Annotated in this window: 15 protein-coding genes and 1 pseudogene; 8 read left to right on the forward strand and 8 right to left on the reverse strand. The window is 36.5% G+C overall.

What is annotated here, in order from left to right:
- Positions 1 to 24 precede the first annotated feature (24 nt).
- The 8 genes from pstS (at position 25) to GWI58_RS05730 (ending at position 7,189) form a co-directional block, all read left to right on the forward strand.
- Positions 25 to 1,065, forward strand: coding sequence for a phosphate ABC transporter substrate-binding protein PstS (gene pstS, locus GWI58_RS05695; protein WP_004246790.1), 1,041 nt, complete (start codon positions 25 to 27; stop codon positions 1,063 to 1,065).
- Positions 1,066 to 1,140: 75 nt separating this feature from the next.
- A complete protein-coding gene (pstC, locus tag GWI58_RS05700) occupies positions 1,141 to 2,100 on the forward strand; it encodes a phosphate ABC transporter permease PstC (protein WP_004246789.1) in 960 nt (319 codons plus the stop codon).
- A gap of 1 nt (position 2,101) precedes the next feature.
- Positions 2,102 to 3,004 carry a phosphate ABC transporter permease PstA gene (pstA, locus tag GWI58_RS05705; RefSeq protein WP_004249075.1) on the forward strand — a complete coding sequence of 301 codons (903 nt, stop codon included), beginning with the start codon at positions 2,102 to 2,104 and terminating at the stop codon, positions 3,002 to 3,004.
- A 30-nt stretch (positions 3,005 to 3,034) separates the two neighbouring features.
- Positions 3,035 to 3,811 carry a phosphate ABC transporter ATP-binding protein PstB gene (gene pstB, locus GWI58_RS05710; protein WP_004246787.1) on the forward strand — a complete coding sequence of 259 codons (777 nt, stop codon included), beginning with the start codon at positions 3,035 to 3,037 and terminating at the stop codon, positions 3,809 to 3,811.
- Between the two features lie 14 nt (positions 3,812 to 3,825).
- Positions 3,826 to 4,560, forward strand: a complete 735-nt coding sequence (phoU, locus tag GWI58_RS05715; protein ID WP_017628646.1) for a phosphate signaling complex protein PhoU — start codon at positions 3,826 to 3,828, stop codon at positions 4,558 to 4,560.
- A gap of 203 nt (positions 4,561 to 4,763) precedes the next feature.
- On the forward strand, positions 4,764 to 5,603 hold the full coding sequence (locus GWI58_RS05720) for an ABC transporter substrate-binding protein (protein WP_004249074.1): 840 nt from the start codon (positions 4,764 to 4,766) through the stop codon (positions 5,601 to 5,603).
- 97 nt (positions 5,604 to 5,700) lie between these two features.
- Positions 5,701 to 6,438 carry an amino acid ABC transporter permease gene (locus GWI58_RS05725; RefSeq protein WP_004246784.1) on the forward strand — a complete coding sequence of 246 codons (738 nt, stop codon included), beginning with the start codon at positions 5,701 to 5,703 and terminating at the stop codon, positions 6,436 to 6,438.
- Between the two features lies 1 nt (position 6,439).
- Complete coding sequence (locus GWI58_RS05730) at positions 6,440 to 7,189, forward strand: amino acid ABC transporter permease (RefSeq protein WP_036972146.1); 750 nt, start codon at positions 6,440 to 6,442, stop codon at positions 7,187 to 7,189.
- A 57-nt stretch (positions 7,190 to 7,246) separates the two neighbouring features.
- Here the strand turns inward: GWI58_RS05730 and GWI58_RS05735 are convergent, their stop codons facing one another.
- The 8 genes and pseudogenes from GWI58_RS05735 to GWI58_RS05770 all read right to left on the reverse strand — a co-directional run bounded on the left by GWI58_RS05735 (position 7,247) and on the right by GWI58_RS05770 (position 16,710).
- Entirely contained in the window at positions 7,247 to 8,125 is an 879-nt protein-coding gene (locus GWI58_RS05735) for a hypothetical protein (protein WP_237611669.1), read from the reverse strand.
- 153 nt (positions 8,126 to 8,278) lie between these two features.
- Positions 8,279 to 9,217 (reverse strand): ACP S-malonyltransferase, encoded by a 939-nt coding sequence (locus GWI58_RS05740; RefSeq protein ID WP_110229575.1) that lies wholly within the window; start codon positions 9,215 to 9,217, stop codon positions 8,279 to 8,281.
- An 11-nt stretch (positions 9,218 to 9,228) separates the two neighbouring features.
- Positions 9,229 to 10,536: a hypothetical protein gene (locus GWI58_RS05745; RefSeq protein WP_161768981.1), complete on the reverse strand. Its 1,308-nt coding sequence runs from the start codon at positions 10,534 to 10,536 to the stop codon at positions 9,229 to 9,231.
- Positions 10,536 to 11,204: a hypothetical protein gene (locus GWI58_RS05750; protein WP_161768982.1), complete on the reverse strand. Its 669-nt coding sequence runs from the start codon at positions 11,202 to 11,204 to the stop codon at positions 10,536 to 10,538. Before GWI58_RS05750 ends, GWI58_RS05745 begins: the two co-directional genes overlap by 1 nt.
- A complete protein-coding gene (locus tag GWI58_RS05755) occupies positions 11,185 to 11,892 on the reverse strand; it encodes an ATP-binding cassette domain-containing protein (protein ID WP_161768983.1) in 708 nt (235 codons plus the stop codon). The genes GWI58_RS05750 and GWI58_RS05755 overlap by 20 nt, the downstream gene beginning before the upstream one ends.
- An 11-nt stretch (positions 11,893 to 11,903) precedes the next feature.
- Positions 11,904 to 12,938: an ATP-binding protein gene (locus GWI58_RS05760; protein ID WP_161768984.1), complete on the reverse strand. Its 1,035-nt coding sequence runs from the start codon at positions 12,936 to 12,938 to the stop codon at positions 11,904 to 11,906.
- Positions 12,935 to 14,152, reverse strand: a complete 1,218-nt coding sequence (locus GWI58_RS05765) for a beta-ketoacyl synthase N-terminal-like domain-containing protein (protein WP_161768985.1) — start codon at positions 14,150 to 14,152, stop codon at positions 12,935 to 12,937. The genes GWI58_RS05760 and GWI58_RS05765 overlap by 4 nt, the downstream gene beginning before the upstream one ends.
- Positions 14,149 to 16,710: pseudogene (locus tag GWI58_RS05770) on the reverse strand (beta-ketoacyl synthase N-terminal-like domain-containing protein). Before GWI58_RS05770 ends, GWI58_RS05765 begins: the two are co-directional and overlap by 4 nt.
- Between the last annotated feature and the right edge of the window lie 14 nt (positions 16,711 to 16,724).

Below are 16,724 nucleotides of genomic sequence, written 5' to 3' on the forward strand. Positions count from 1 at the left end.
TCTACCTATCCCACAGGAGGGATTATGAAACTGATGCGTACCACCCTGACCAGTGTCATTGCCGCTGCACTTTCAATGACGGCTCTTTCTGCACAGGCAACGACCTCACTGACTGGTGCTGGCGCAACGTTCCCTGCTCCAGTTTATGCAAAATGGGCAGATAGCTATCAAAAAGAAACTGGCAACAAAGTTAACTACCAAGGCATAGGCTCTTCTGGTGGTGTAAAACAGATCATTGCTAATACTGTCGATTTTGGCGCTTCTGATGCACCATTAGCTGATGAAAAACTCAAGGCTGACGGTTTATTCCAATTTCCAACTGTCATCGGTGGTGTGGTGATGGCAGTCAATATCTCAGGTATTAAATCCGGTGAGCTTGTCTTAGACGGTGAGACTATCGGGAATATATACTTAGGCAAGATCCAAAAATGGAATGATCCTGCCATAGCTAAACTAAATCCAAAACTCAATCTACCTGACCAAAACATTGCTGTTGTTCGTCGTGCTGATGGTTCAGGCACATCATTCGTTTTTACTAGCTACTTATCTAAAGTAAATAGCGCATGGAAAGATGAAGTAGGCGCAGGCTCTACCGTTAAATGGCCTACTGGCTTAGGTGGTAAGGGAAATGATGGCATCGCAGCCTTTGTTCAACGTCTACCAGGCTCAATTGGTTATGTTGAATACGCTTACGCAAAACAAAACAATCTTGCATATACTCAATTAGTCACTGCAGATGGCGAAGTTATTCCTCCTACTGCCGATAGTTTTAGCGCAGCAGCGAGAAAAATTGATTGGAGTAAGAGCTTTGCACAAGACCTAACGAATCAAAAAGGCGAAAATGCCTGGCCAATTACTTCTACTACCTTCATTTTAGTGCATCAAACGCAAAAAGATGCGGCTAAAGGAAAAGAAGTACTGAATTTCTTTAACTGGGCATATGAAAAAGGCAATGATGAAGCGAAAAATCTTGATTACGCCGTATTGCCAAAAGAAGTGGTAGAACAAATTCGTGCTGCTTGGAAAACAAGCATCAAAGACAGTAATGGTAAACCAATTTACTAACCAAAGGGTTACCATTAAAAAATAGATTAACGTTCACCCCCTGCAACACAGGGGGTAATAAATTAAAGAGGCTTTATGGCCGAGCATACAACGGTAATAAAGGCCCCGAGTAAACGAGGGGACGTTATTTTTAGCGCACTAGTTCGACTAGCTGCGTTAATTACACTTTTGCTTTTAGCAGGTATCATTGTTTCACTAATTTTCGCCTCATGGCCAAGTATTCAACAATTTGGTCTGTCATTCTTGTGGACGAAAGAGTGGGATCCACCCGCACAGGAATTCGGTGCTTTAGTACCAATTTACGGTACTGTCGTTACCTCAATTATTGCCCTGATCATTGCGGTTCCGGTGAGTTTTGGTATTGCACTCTTTTTAACAGAACTGGCACCCAATTGGCTAAAGCGCCCATTGGGTATCGCGATTGAGTTATTAGCCGCTATTCCAAGTATCGTTTATGGTATGTGGGGACTCTTTATCTTTGCACCGCTCTTTGCCACATACTTCCAAGAGCCTGTTGGCAATGTGCTCTCATCAGTCCCTATTGTCGGTGAATTATTCTCTGGCCCTGCGTTTGGTATCGGTATATTAGCAGCAGGGGTTATCCTCGCAATTATGATCATCCCTTATATCGCGTCTGTAATGCGTGATGTATTTGAACAGACCCCGGTGATGATGAAAGAATCCGCTTACGGTATCGGCTGTACCACATGGGAAGTGATTTGGAATATCGTTTTACCTTATACCCGAAACGGTGTGATAGGTGGTGTGATGCTTGGATTAGGTCGTGCGCTCGGGGAAACTATGGCCGTGACCTTTATTATTGGTAACACCTACCAGTTAGACTCTGCATCACTTTTTATGCCGGGCAATAGTATTACCTCTGCATTAGCCAACGAATTTGCCGAAGCAGAAACAGGTCTTCATACCGCTGCATTAATGGAATTAGGTCTGATTTTATTTGTCATTACCTTTATCGTCCTTGCGATTTCTAAGTTTATGACACTACGTTTATCTAAGAATGAAGGAGCACGTTAAGATGGCTAAAACATCCTCTTCTTCATTACAAGTTCAAACAGAAAAAGAACTGCATATACGCCATAAACGCCAACTTTGGCGTCGTCAAAAAAACCGTATCGCACTGTTTTTATCTGTCTCTACCATGGCATTTGGTCTGTTCTGGTTAATGTGGATCTTGTTTTCTACAGTAACCAAAGGCTTTGATGGCATGTCTTGGGCCTTATTCACAGAAATGACGCCGCCCCCTAACACCGATGGTGGCGGATTAGCTAACGCCATTGTAGGTAGTGGTCTACTTATTTTATGGGCGACGGTCATTGGTACTCCTTTGGGGATCTTAGCGGGTATCTACCTTGCTGAGTATGGACGCCGTTCATGGCTAGCGGAAGTCATACGCTTTATCAACGATATTTTATTATCAGCCCCATCAATTGTTGTTGGACTGTTTGTGTATACCATTGTGGTGGCACAAATGCAGCACTTCTCTGGTTGGGCGGGTATTGTGGCATTAGCGTTATTACAAATACCTATTGTTATTCGTACCACGGAAAATATGTTGAAGTTAGTCCCTGATAGCTTACGGGAAGCGGCTTATGCATTAGGGACGCCCAAGTGGAAGATGATCGCTAAAATCACGTTAAAAGCCTCCGTATCAGGTATTATCACGGGCGTATTATTAGCGATTGCGCGTATTGCGGGTGAAACAGCACCACTGCTATTTACTTCACTATCTAACCAATTCTGGAGCACAGATCTAAACGAACCGATAGCCAACTTACCTGTGACTATCTTTAAATTCGCCATGAGCCCTTTCTCACAATGGCAAGAGCTTGCTTGGGCTGGCGTATTACTGATCACCCTCTGTGTTCTATTTATCAATATTATCGCGCGCGTGCTATTTGCTAAAAATAAGCATGGTTAACGCAGAAAGTTAAGCAAGAGAGAACGTTGAATGACTATGGCTAATGATAACGCTGGAAACAAAATCCAAGTTCGTGACTTGAACTTCTACTATGGTAAGTTCCATGCGCTGAAAAATATCTCATTAGATATTGCCAAAAATAAAGTAACGGCATTTATCGGCCCTTCTGGCTGTGGTAAATCCACTTTACTGCGTACTTTTAATAAAATGTATGAGCTTTATGGCGAACAGCGTGCTGAAGGTGAAATCTTGTTAGATGGCAACAATATTCTGACAGATAAACAAGATATTGCGCTATTACGCGCAAAAGTAGGCATGGTATTCCAAAAACCTACACCATTTCCAATGTCTATTTATGACAATATCGCTTTTGGTGTACGCTTATTTGAAAAACTGTCTCGTGCTGAAATGGACGAACGCGTTCAGTGGGCGCTGACCAAAGCCGCATTATGGAATGAAACCAAAGATAAATTACATCAAAGTGGCTATAGTCTTTCTGGGGGACAGCAGCAACGTTTATGTATCGCACGCGGTATTGCTATCCGTCCTGAAGTATTATTACTGGATGAGCCGTGCTCTGCACTCGATCCTATCTCTACAGGTCGTATTGAAGAGCTTATCAGTGAACTAAAATCCGAATATACCGTGGTGATCGTCACCCACAATATGCAGCAAGCTGCACGTTGTTCTGATTACACTGCATTTATGTATTTGGGGGAATTAATCGAGTTCAGTGATACCGATACATTATTTACTCGTCCAGCGAAGAAGCAAACTGAAGATTACATCACTGGGCGTTATGGCTGATAACGAGGCAAATCATGGATAATTTAAACCACAATAAACATATTTCTGGTCAATTTAACGCTGAGTTAGAGCATATCCGTACAGAACTGATGGTCATGGGTGGCTTAGTTGAAGAGCAATTAAAAAAAGCCATTACCGCAATGCATAACCAAGACCAAGCATTGGCCAATGAAGTGATTGAAGGTGATCAAAAAGTCAATATGATGGAGGTTGCCATTGATGATGCCTGTATGCGTATCATTGCCAAACGTCAGCCCACCGCTAGTGATTTACGCCTTATTATGGCGATTTCTAAAACTATTGCCGAATTAGAGCGTATTGGTGATGTGGCAGAAAAAATCTGTAAAACGGCCCTTGAGAAATTTTCACATCAACATCAACCACTGCTAGTAAGTTTAGAGTCCTTAGGCCAACATGCGATACAAATGCTCCATGATGTTCTTGATGCTTTCGCTCGTATGGACTTAGAAGAAGCTATTCGAATCTATCGTGAAGATGCAAAAATTGATAACGAATATGAAGGTATTGTTCGTCAATTAATGACTTATATGATGGAAGATCCTCGCACTATCCCGAGCGTACTGACGGCATTATTCTGTGCTCGTTCTATCGAACGTATTGGCGATCGTTGCCAGAATATCTGTGAGTTTATCTTCTACTACGTTAAGGGTCATGACTTCCGTCATTTAGGGGGTGACCAAGTAGAAAGAATGCTGACAAAAAATGATGATAGTCATTCTGCTAATTAAATAATTTATTCACTCTCTTTACGCTCTGAAACAGAGGCATTATTTGCCTCTGTTTTTTTATTTATGTTTATAAAGTCACTATCTCTCCTTAACTTATTCTATAAAAGCATATCCATATCATTTTTTATTATTTTATGAACTTAGAACAACTTGATAGCGTGATAGGCAACATAACAATGAGAATACTTTTTTTGGGGTGAATAATGAAATTACGTGTTTTGGCAACGGCATTAATTGCTGGCTCAGTGCTTTTTTCTGGTCTGGCTAAAGCCGATAAATTAGACGATATAAAACAGGCAGGTGTGGTACGCATTGCTATTTTTGATAGTAACCCACCGTTTGGTTTTATCGATCCACAAACCAAAAAATTGGCAGGTTATGATGCAGATATTGCGAATGAAATTGCCAAAGATCTCGGGGTTAAATTGGAATTACGTCCAACTAACCCAGCTAACCGTATCCCACTACTTAGCGCCAAAAAAGTTGATTTAATTGCCGCCAACTTCACCATTACCGAAGAGCGAGCAAAACAAGTCGATTTCTCTGTACCTTATTTTGCTACTGGACAGAAATTTATCGCGCGCAAAGGCGTATTAACCAGCCCTGAGCAAATTGCGTCATTACGCATTGGGGCTGACAAAGGCACCGTACAGGAAATTACCCTACGTGAACGCTATCCTGAAACTAAAGTCATCTCCTATGACGATACCCCTCTTGCGTTTGCCGCATTACGCAATGGCAATGTACAAGCGATAACCCAAGATGATGCTAAATTAGTAGGGTTATTAGCTAATTTACCTGAGAAAATCAAAGCTGATTTTGAAATATCGCCCTTTAGTATTACACGAGAATATCAAGCCGTTGCCGCAGCTAAAGGTGAACAGCGTTTAATTAACGAGATTAATAACACGCTATTAAGATTAGAGAAAGAAGGCAAAGCAGACGAAATTTATAATCGTTGGTTTGGCCCTGATACTAAGTCCGCTCAACCTCGTGGTGACTTTAAGTTTGCCCCACTTTCTGAGCAAGCGCCTCAATCCTAATGGTAGAGCAAATAACGACTTAATTCATCGCGATGATTTATTGATAAAACACCAACCCCGCTACTGCGGGGTTTGGCGTCTGCAATAGGTAATAATTATGTTTGCGCAGTTTCTTTCTCACTATCTTCTTGAGCCTCACTACTTAAGTTGGCTGTGGCAAGGTTTTTTAATCACCTTGCTTATCTCTTTCTGGACTATCATTATTGCCACATTACTAGGTTTTCTTCTCAGTGCTGCCTATGATAGCCATATTGCGCCATTACGTTGGTGTGCGGCCATTTATACTTCACTCTTTCGTAATACCCCATTATTGGTTCAGCTCTTCTTTTGGTATTTTGCTTCTGGTGAACTATTGCCACAAACGGCCATGATATGGCTTAACACCCCACATGAACTTTCTTTATTTGGCTTAACGCTCTCTTGGCCCTCTTTTGAATTTTTAGCCGGTATTATTGGGCTTACCTTTTACTCTGTACCTTTTATTGCCCAAGAGCTAAGAGCAGGAATACAAGGAGTCAGACAAGGCCAAAAATATGCAGCTTTAGCGTTAGGATTAACCCACTGGCAATCCATGCGTTATGTCATTTTACCGCAAGCTTTTCGTATCGCCCTTCCGCCATTGTTGGGTCAATATATGAATATTATCAAAAACTCCTCTCTCACTATGGCCATAGGTGTCGCAGAGCTTTCTTATGCTTCAAGGCAAGTTGAAACTGAATCATTACGTACTTTTGAAGCGTTCGGCGTCGCCACCATACTGTATATCGCTGCCATTGCATTAATGGAAGCTTGGGGGCAATGGCATCAGCAACGAAAATTAGCGCAAGGATATTAATATGGACTTTACTGTTATTGCTGATAATTGGCAGTATCTACTTTTTGGCGCGTATCCTGATGGGCCATTAGAAGGTGCGGCTTTAACTATATTTATTAGTGTGATCGCCGGTATTGTATCTATTATATTAGGGACGCTTGGGGGGATCGCTCTCGCCATGCTTAGAGGGGTATGGGTTAACTTATTTGCCGCTTTTTTAGGTTTTTTCCGTGCTATTCCGGTCATTATGTTGATTTTTTGGCTCTATTTTCTATTACCCGTGGTATTAGGAATGGAAATTCCTGAGATAACCACCGTGATCTGTGCTCTAGCACTTATTACCTCCTCTTATATCGCTCATGGTGTTAAAGCCGGTATTCTCGCTATTGGCAAAGGGCAATGGCAAGCAGGTTTATCGTTAGGATTTAATCGCTGGCAGACGCTTTGGTATATCGTGTTACCACAAGCATTACGTATGATGGTGCCCTCTTTTATCAATCAATGGATAGCCTTAATTAAAGATACTTCCCTCGCTTATGTTGTAGGTGTCGGTGAACTCTCATTCTTAGCAACCCAAGTTAATAATCGCAGCATGGTGTACCCGATGGAAGTTTTTTTATTTGTTGCCTTTATTTACTTTGTGCTCTGTTTTTCATTAGAGTTAATTGCCAACCGAGTGGGGAAATTATTTACCACCCAAAAAGAAAAACGCTCTTTTTGGCAATATGTTATTCCTAATAAAAAACCTTCATTGAGTGAAAAAATTATTTAACTTATTCGTCCCCTAATAATATTGATTAGGGGATTAAATAATAACCATCACAATGTCTTACTCCTTAAAATTTTTTAGTGCTTTTAAACGTAAGATCATATCAAATGCTAATATAAATTCCTGATAGAGTTTATTTCTCCGCTCAATAAAATAGAGATAAATAACTAAAGATAAACTCACCGAATAAATTAAAAAGAAATTCTCTTTTATATTCAGCAAATAGAATAATAAACAGAGTAACAATGTACCTAAAGGGATCAAAATCAGAAACCATAATACACGACAAAATAGGCCTCTTTTTTTTACCTCAGCAAAATCTTCTTCAAAGCTATAACAAATAATCATCCCCATTAAGTAATTAATTTTACTCGCCTTCGATAAAAAAAGCATAACAAACAGAACACTATATAAAAGAATGATTAATGCAACAATAAACTCAATATTAAGATAACCTTGCTCTAACGAGAAAGCAGCACTGTTCTGGAGCGGAAAAACAATAGGAAAATTAACAAGTAAACTTAAAAAAACCTCATTAACAATAAGATAGGATATGTTAAATTTTTTCTTCTCACGGCTATATAAAGAAAAGTTATTCAAATAATGAATTGAACAACTGACATAAAACTTGATCAAAAAATACATAAAAAACCATATCATTAATGGTGACAAGAAAAAACCAAGAAAAATAATAATATATATTTGGCTATCAAAAACAATCTCGATTAAATAAGAGGTAACAAGAAATATTATTATAACCCCAATTATATAGCTTAACGAAAAAACAGTAAAATAACGTGATATTATCGTCCTTTTTATCTCGCTTTTATTATTATTTTTTAAATAAAACTTTTCAGAAAAGAGACAGTATCGCCAATATATTCGCTCATTCATCATTGCACTGAGTAAAATGACAATAAAAATAGCAAAGTTACCCATAAATAATAACCAAAAACTTAACTCATTATAATTATTAATAAAGCATAAACTTAATACTATCGAGGCGATATAAATAGGTGTTAGCATAGTATAATGATGCGCTTGCATATAATAATGATAATTAGGCAACATAATTGCTCCTATATAAGATAATTAAATATAATCATTAACATGCAATATATTTTTATCTTTTAGCGTATATGAATTTTTCGCTAAATAATACAATGACTTGCTATCACCAAGTTCAATAAAATTGTGATAGCCTAAATGACACCATAGCGCCATAGTTGCTGTCCATCTTACGGTTTCTGTGAGTTGATTAACTAAATTCTGTTTAATTGTCTCAATATCGCTAACAATCTCAGCAGAAACATTCATCACTAGGGGTTTATCTGGGATTGAAAAAGGGATTGTCTGTAAAAAGTGAGCAAGTAAATTTTTCCCTTCGCTCATCAATTCAGTGTGCCAAGCACCATTAACGGCTAATTTATTCGTTTCTATTTTCATATTAGCTAATTGATTAACAATCTTACGTACACTTGCATACTCCCCCCCAATAACTTGGTGAAGTTCACTGTTATCACAGCAAATATTCACCTTTGTTGCGAGATCTTGCTGGTCAATCAATGTTGATAACGTCTGATAAGAGCAATTTTTAACAACATACATTACCCCTTTGTTATTCTTAGCGAGCTGTTGCATGATAGATGCGCGATAACTAATTAACTTAAAGACAGATTCAAGTTCCAGTACGTTCGCCGCAAATAACGCTGAATATTCTCCAGCGCTGTGCCCTGAATAACCCGCCTCATTCACATAACAATGCTCACGCAGTAAATAAAGAGAAGCAATATTGATAGTTGTTAACGCCACTTGCTGATAACAGGTTTGTACCAATTTATTCATGGGCCCTTTTAAACAAACCGTCCTTACATCGAACCCTGCTATTTCACTCGCACAATTCCATACTTCTTTTATTGATGGAACGTCACGATATACCCTATTTCCCATACCTAAATAAGGCCTACCCTGACCTGGAAAAAATAAAATGCTCTCTTGATTTTGGTAATACTTTTTCTCTCTCAATGGCATAGACCATACTCCTAAATAGTAATATTATTTTTTTGATAATTCTTTAAATAGTGGCTAACTTTAAAAATAGAGTTACACGAAGCGATTGTTGCGGAAAAAAATAATAATAGAGAGATTTTAAACATAGCATCATATTGCCATAGCCAAGGGATCATCAATGAATAGCTATTATTATCAGATAAAGAAATATTGATTTGTTTCAAATTAATCAACCAAGATAATAACTGATTAATTAATAATATCGTTATAGAAATTGTTATAGTCATAAAAATAGCCAATAAAATAAATAATCGAGAAAAACTCCCTTGCCAAATACCTAATCGATTAAATTCGAACAGATCACCAATAGCTTTTTTGATCGTGATGATAATGATTTTATTCACTAAAAAATAATAATAAATAGCAATAATGCTATACAATAATAGCATTGACCACTTAAAGAATGTCACAATAGAAATAATATAACTTTGTCTCTCAATTACAGGGATCACTTGCAAATTTAAAGATTTTTCTTTATTAATCCTTGTTATTTTAGCTATTACGCTATCCATATCATGCACATTTTTTAATAGAATATTTATTTTTGAGACACTTTTACTTTTTTTTATATATTGTAGTGTTTCTAATGGAACTTTGATCATGGCATAAGGATAACTATTTATTTGTGTGTTAAAAATACCACGTACATAAGTTGGTAATACCATTTTTTCATTATTATGAATAAATACAACATTAACTAAATCCCCATAGTTTATATTTATAGCATCAGCAATAAACTTATCTATCGTGATCTCAGTTCTTCTGACATGAGACAATTCACTCCCTGAAACAGTTAGATCGTATGCTCCGATGGTTAATAATGACTTAGGCTCGATGGCTAGGCCAGAAAACAATGCTGTTTTTTTATTGATAACATTTTCTATCATGCCTGAAAAAATAATTTGTGGTGAAATTACCTGAATTTTTTCTAATAACTGCTTATCATAAGTTAATAAATGGATGATTTCTTCAGCATTGGTTATTTCCAAATAATCTTTCTTATCAGTAATATCCTGTTTATTATCTGTTTTATAAATTTCGATATGCCCTAAATTGGAATATGCTACTTGCTCTTTGAGCAGTAGCGTGAGGTGATGATAAACACCCTCCAAAATCGAGATGGCGACACAGAGTAAAACGATAAAACATAAATTTCGATAAAAATGGCTAAGGGTTATATAAAGTAACCCTAATGTGTATTTGATATAAAACCAAGATAATGAACTAGAAAGTAATACTATCAAAATAAATATTGAGATGAATATAATAATATTTTCCATTAATCACTCTCTAATGTTATTGGTTGAATAACCGCGGTCTTTTCAATAGATAACCAAGGAGGAACGCTAGTGAAACTATATCGAGCAATTTTTTTACTCGCCTCATTTTCTTGAAGTAATTGAGCCATGATCTTTTTTGCTTGTGTCACTTGCTCACAACTAAATAATGCACGCGCATACATATAGTTAATCATGGGTATAAGTTCACTATTGATATTAATATTCTCAAGTAATTGCTGACTGTCTTTTTTAGCCACCACACAGCGCCCTAAATAACGAGGTGTAAAAGCATCCATTCTTAATCTTAGATAGATCAACCGCCAATTAGTTGGATTTTGTTCAACAACTTCATCAAGATAAAAAAAGGCCTTTTTTATTGTCTGTGCAGCCTGAGAATAAGCTTTATTTTTATGATAATAAGCGGATAAAAATACACTGACATAACCATAAATGATTTTATCAAATGGATGATCACCTTGTTTTATACTGTATTCTAACTCTGAAATTAATGAGATCAATTTATCACTGGCAGTAAATGTATTCAGTGATATAAATAATAAAAAACGTTTATCACTATTTTTAATGTCTATTTTACTCTCTACTTGCGAGAGCAATAGAGAAATTATTATTAAAATAATACCGATACAATTAAGTTTTCTCCCCATCATATAACTCTCCATGTTTAAGCGTTATAATTTTATCTACAGTCATGTTTAGATGATTACAATTAGTGATTAATAATATTGGTATAGATAAATCTTTATGTACTTGTGATAATAATTGGATAAAATAATCAAAGTTATTCTGACTGAAATAATCATTATTATAATTAGCAATGATACACTTAGGTTTTTTCACTAAAGCTCTGCTAAAGGCAACCTTTAGCAATTGATCTGTTGATAACGATTTTGGGGTTTTATTATAGAGTTTCTCTATGCCCATAGATTTAAGTGTATTTATAATATTATTCTTTAGCTTTTTTTTATCTTTATGATGGACTACTGAATAATAAATATTATCAAATACATTACAATGATTAAAAAAGTAATTTTCTTTGAAAACAAAACCGATCATTCTATTCCTTAATAAAGCTCGCTGCTTTTCATCTAGAATATTTATATAATTACCTAAAAAATAAGTATAACCAGCATATTGAATATCAACTCCTGAAATAATATCAATCAATGCATTCTTTTCATTCTCTTGTTGATATTTTATTAATGTAAAATGCTCATTATTAATATCGAATGTGAGATTTTTAAAAATTATTTCAGCGTTACTTTTATCATGATTAAATTTATTAATATTTGTTAGTGAAAATAGTGCTAATTGGCGTGCTTTTGTTATTCCATACATAAAATACCTTATTATTGTTTCCAACAATCAACCAGCCAAACACCATTTTCTCCATCAAACGCACTCAAAAGGTAATGAGAGGCACTATCTGCTGCTTTTTGTAAATGATCGAACATAAGAGCCGGTGTGATAAACCCACTATCACCATAAAGACGATTTAAAAAATAGCAATTAAGATTAACAGGTAACGCTGTGAATGCGGTTTCAAGTATAGAAATATATTTATAAGTCAGTAACGCAGTTATATAAATTGAACCCGTCTGTTTATTAATACAACGGTGCCAATTTTTAACTAATTGCTTTATTGCCTTTTTTCTATTTTGACTCATAGAAAAATAATGATTGATAGAAATCGAAATATCTGAACACTGTTTTTTATTGATAATGATGCAGGCGACTCTTTCAATAATATTTATATTTTCCAATGTATTAGGCTTGAAAAAAAGGGTTATCGGTTGTCTTTCTATTTCACTAAAAGATAAAATTGGTACAGCCCGAAAACCACCACAAATAAATACATTATCAAGTAAATCACTATTAATGAGCTTTTGTGCTAATAATAGTGCCGACATCATACCATTACGTTCGCCTCTTATTTTGCAAGAGAAATTTTTTATACTGTATTTTTTTACGATATTTCTAGGAATAATATTAAGAGTGAACACATCTCTTAAACTATCTATCTGCTCGAAAGCAGTTAGCTCTCCCCATGCATCAATATAAATCAGTCCATTTCGCTCTTTTTTTAAGAGGAATTGTGATTTTGTATCTAATTGACCAACAGCATGATCGACCACATGCTCTATTGCAGATAGGTAAGGACGACAATTTGTTTTTCTTATTCCTTCACGTAGATACATATCATGATTGACCCCATAGCGTTGAAAACTCCAACTTTTTCCTGCGCTTTTTTTACCCGCTAAACGTAACATATGAGATTCCCATACGTTATACCATGAAGGAATAAAAGGGATCAGTGGCTCCTGTGGCTCAAAAAAAGCATAAGCGGCTAAATTAATAGCACCAGTGGGTAATAATCGCCTCATCCTTGCTCTCCATTTGCGATTAATAACATGGCAATAATAGAGCCATCCATACCTAAGCCGATTTTTAAAATAGGTTTAGCGCTATAGTTCACACACTCTTGATTAGTGAGGAAATTAACCTCCATCCCATCATCTATTGGATAATGTGTAGTCGAGGGGATCAATCGATTATTTTTTAATGAATCAGCTATAATCATTAAATCAATAATGCCAGAGCAATTAGAAATATAACCTATCTGCCCTTTATAGCTAATAATAGGAATGGGTTGTTTAAAGATGTTAGTAATAGCTACCGTCTCAGCTTTATCACTAATAATCGAACCATTACCATGAATAAAAATAGCACCAATATCACTTGGTAAATAATGACTAAGATCGAGAAGCTGAGAAATCACTTTTGATATCGTATAAAAGTTAAATAATGTGCCTCCCATTGTCCGTTCAGCATTACTTTGCATAAAAACGGAATGATAGATATAAGCAGGTGCAAGATATTGTCTCGAGTTTATCTGTTGTTGGCTTTCTAAAATCATCACGGCATAACCGTCTGATAAGGTGACCCCATCGCTGTATTTACTCAAAGGTTGAGCGTGCGCTTCAACTAACATGCCTTGGCTATCCATAAAGGCTATATCTTGTAAAAGTAAGCTATTCCACGATAATACTATTACAATATCCGCCATATCTTGGCTTATTTCATTATGTCCTATATGCACAGCCATTAACGCAGAATTACTGGCACAATAGATAGGAATAGGTGGAAAATCTAACTGATATTCAGCCCACAATTTATTCGCTAATTCATCCTGTGCAAAAGAGGCCGCATGGAGTGATTTTATCTGCGGAGAATATTGAACATCTTCGGCATCGTTTTTATCATAAAACCCTTGGTAATCCATAAAATCAGCTCTAGGCCCGTGACCTGCAAGATACATTATGGTACGTGAAGCGCGAAGCTTTTCTAGGGTGATATTAGCCCGTTTTAAACTGTTATGAATTAATCGCGTTAATATTTCAAAATGATCATTGGGAATATTTTGATAGGCGATCACCGCCGGATTATGATTAAATTTAAAATATTCTACAAAATAATCATCAGAGAAGTATTTCTCTGTTTTAATTGTTCTTTTTAATAAGAGTTGTTCAGAAAGTTGTTCAAAATTTACTATTGAAGGTAAATTAAGTTCCCATCCACTTATCGCAACATTTTTCATAACGGTTTCCTGATGATAATTGCATAGTGGTTACATCCTTCTGATGAACCAAGAACTAAAGCAGTTTCTATCTGCTTATTAATCGGTTGGGTAACAAAATGAATATCATCAGCTATAAAACTTTTTGTATAAGGAATAGGTATTATCGTGTTGCTTTCCATCATATGAATCACTAAAGAGATCGCCAATATCCCAGCGCATGATTCAACTAAACCAAAAAAGGCATTGTAATTAACTACTGGTACATGATTTGCCGCTTGATAAAATAGTTGCCGAATCGCACGGATTTCAACTTCATCATTCTCTTTATTACCATCACTGGTACCACAGATAATATCAATATCTTGGCAACTGAGTTGCGCCTCAGATAATGCTTGTTGGATAGCCTTACATAAGGCGGCCACTCTATCAGTAATATTTTCGTCTACTAAAAAAGTATTATCATTCGCTTTACCGTAGCCAATAATTTCAGCATAAATTTTAGCGCCTCGTTGCTTGGCATACTCTTTATCTTCAAGAAATAACATCCCTGCCCCTTCTCCGGGGATATAGCCGGCACTTGCATTAGAATAAACCTGATAATCTGTCGCATTCTTGGTCAGATTAACTTTCTTACTCATCGCTTGAAAATAGAGTGAAATAGAACTGAAGTGCTCATCTGCCCCTCCGACAATTACCTGAGGTTGTAGATCTTGCCTGATAATTTCATAACCATAAGTTAACGCCCCTAATGCAGCATTAACCCCTGTTGCCAATGTCGTGGTATAACCTTTTATTCCCTCTGTGATGGCACAAAATGTCGGTACTGCATTCATTAAAGTACCAGGAAATTCTGATGTTCTTACTTTTTGCGGATCAGGAATTAAACTTTGTAAATAACGATTAACGGTACTTTGTGGCCCTTTTGACATTCCAACAATAAAACCTAAGTTATCACCATCACGTTTAATTTTGCGTCCAGCATTAGCAAGTGCTTCATTTAAAGCGAATAAGGCATAAGTCCCGCTAGGAATAGCTTTTCTTGGATCATAATAACGTAATGTTTTTTTCGGATTAACGTCAGTGATAGCATGATAACAGGCGTTATTTTTTAAGCGATGATCAATGTCGAGATCAAAATAAGGATGTCCTAACGATTGCTCAAAATCATTATCTTTTATGACAACAGACATCAAGTTGTCGATATCTTTCTGCACATCACTCGCAAATACGATAGGTTTTAATGTACCTGTTTTATCTCCTGCCGAAATCGCTGTTATTATCTCCATTACATTATTGCCAATAGATGTAATCGCCCCCACTCCGGTAATAACCACTTTTTTAGCTTTATATTCCGTCGGTGTTTTATCTGTAATATAAGGGCTTGCGATAATAGAGCAGTTATTTCCTCCAAAAGCATAATTATTCTTCATAAAAAATTTTACTTTTTTATCTTGAAAGAAATTCGGTACATAATTTAAATCACAGCTATGCCTTGGCTGAGTGAAATTTAATGTAGGGGGAAGTTTGTCTTCTGCTAAACAAATAAAACACGCGATGATTTCAACAATACCCGCAGCACCAATATTATGACCAACATAAGATTTTGTTGAACTTAATGGGATATGATAAATATTAGGAAACACTTTTTTCATCGACATGGTTTCAATGCGATCATTTGCTTCAGTACCTGTACCATGCACATTTATATAATCAATATCATTAGGAGTAATACCCGCATTATCCAGTGCTTTATACATAACTTGCACTGCACCATTTCCTCGAGGATCAGGGCTAGTTTCATGGTAAGCATCACAAGATGTCGCGTAAGAGACAATTTCACCATATATTGTCGCACCACGTTCAACCGCATGTTGATAATCTTCTAATACTAACGCCCCAGCACCTTCACCAATAGACATACCAGGAGTACCTGAAAATGGGGAAGTTGGTGTTGTTTTCATCACATTAAGGGCATAAAAACCCGCAAAGGTAGGAAGATAAATAGGTTCTGTTCCGACCGCTAGCACAACAGGATTTTTGCCATTTTGGATATAATCATACCCCATACCTATCGCGTTAGGGCTTGCGGTACAGGCCGTCGCCACTAATTCAAGGCCACCACGTAAGCCAAGTAGACTTGATACACTCGAACAACATGATGAAAATCCACCGGATAAAATGGCTTTTTTTATCGAAAAATCATCAATATGTTGTTCAAATAATGGCAGAAAGGCTTCCGTTCCTGCTGAAGAGACGCCCACGATCATCGCGGTATTATCTAAAATAGACTGATTATCTATTAAGTTTGCTTGTTGTAATGCCTCATTGCAGACTCGATATGCCCATAATGCCGCATTGTCTAGTGATCGAGCGATATGCTACGGTATATCTGAATAATCTAATGCCATCTCAATCTCAGATGCATTGGCATTTTTAAACCATTTTAAATAACGTTGGCTGGGCTTAATATTACATTGTCTATTAAAAAGAACCTGTTTAAATTGAGGCACATCTTTAGCTAAAGATGATAAAACCCCCATTCCGGTTATTACAACCCGACGGCGTCTACTATTCATGTTAATTCCTATAT

Origin of the sequence: Proteus sp. G2674 (assembly GCF_009915195.1) — a bacterium.
GTDB classification, from domain to species: domain Bacteria; phylum Pseudomonadota; class Gammaproteobacteria; order Enterobacterales; family Enterobacteriaceae; genus Proteus; species Proteus mirabilis.

Excerpts from the sequence above, each read along its gene's own strand:
- pstS (WP_004246790.1), top strand. The coding sequence starts at position 25 with ATGAAACTGATGCGTACCACCCTGACCAGTGTCATTGCCGCTGCACTT.
- pstC (WP_004246789.1), top strand. The coding sequence starts at position 1,141 with ATGGCCGAGCATACAACGGTAATAAAGGCCCCGAGTAAACGAGGGGAC.
- pstA (WP_004249075.1), top strand. The coding sequence starts at position 2,102 with ATGGCTAAAACATCCTCTTCTTCATTACAAGTTCAAACAGAAAAAGAA.
- pstB (WP_004246787.1), top strand. The coding sequence starts at position 3,035 with ATGACTATGGCTAATGATAACGCTGGAAACAAAATCCAAGTTCGTGAC.
- phoU (WP_017628646.1), top strand. The coding sequence starts at position 3,826 with ATGGATAATTTAAACCACAATAAACATATTTCTGGTCAATTTAACGCT.
- GWI58_RS05720 (WP_004249074.1), top strand. The coding sequence starts at position 4,764 with ATGAAATTACGTGTTTTGGCAACGGCATTAATTGCTGGCTCAGTGCTT.
- GWI58_RS05725 (WP_004246784.1), top strand. The coding sequence starts at position 5,701 with ATGTTTGCGCAGTTTCTTTCTCACTATCTTCTTGAGCCTCACTACTTA.
- GWI58_RS05730 (WP_036972146.1), top strand. The coding sequence starts at position 6,440 with ATGGACTTTACTGTTATTGCTGATAATTGGCAGTATCTACTTTTTGGC.
- GWI58_RS05735 (WP_237611669.1), bottom strand. The coding sequence starts at position 8,125 with ATGGGTAACTTTGCTATTTTTATTGTCATTTTACTCAGTGCAATGATG.
- GWI58_RS05740 (WP_110229575.1), bottom strand. The coding sequence starts at position 9,217 with ATGCCATTGAGAGAGAAAAAGTATTACCAAAATCAAGAGAGCATTTTA.
- GWI58_RS05745 (WP_161768981.1), bottom strand. The coding sequence starts at position 10,536 with ATGGAAAATATTATTATATTCATCTCAATATTTATTTTGATAGTATTA.
- GWI58_RS05750 (WP_161768982.1), bottom strand. The coding sequence starts at position 11,204 with ATGATGGGGAGAAAACTTAATTGTATCGGTATTATTTTAATAATAATT.
- GWI58_RS05755 (WP_161768983.1), bottom strand. The coding sequence starts at position 11,892 with ATGTATGGAATAACAAAAGCACGCCAATTAGCACTATTTTCACTAACA.
- GWI58_RS05760 (WP_161768984.1), bottom strand. The coding sequence starts at position 12,938 with ATGAGGCGATTATTACCCACTGGTGCTATTAATTTAGCCGCTTATGCT.
- GWI58_RS05765 (WP_161768985.1), bottom strand. The coding sequence starts at position 14,152 with ATGAAAAATGTTGCGATAAGTGGATGGGAACTTAATTTACCTTCAATA.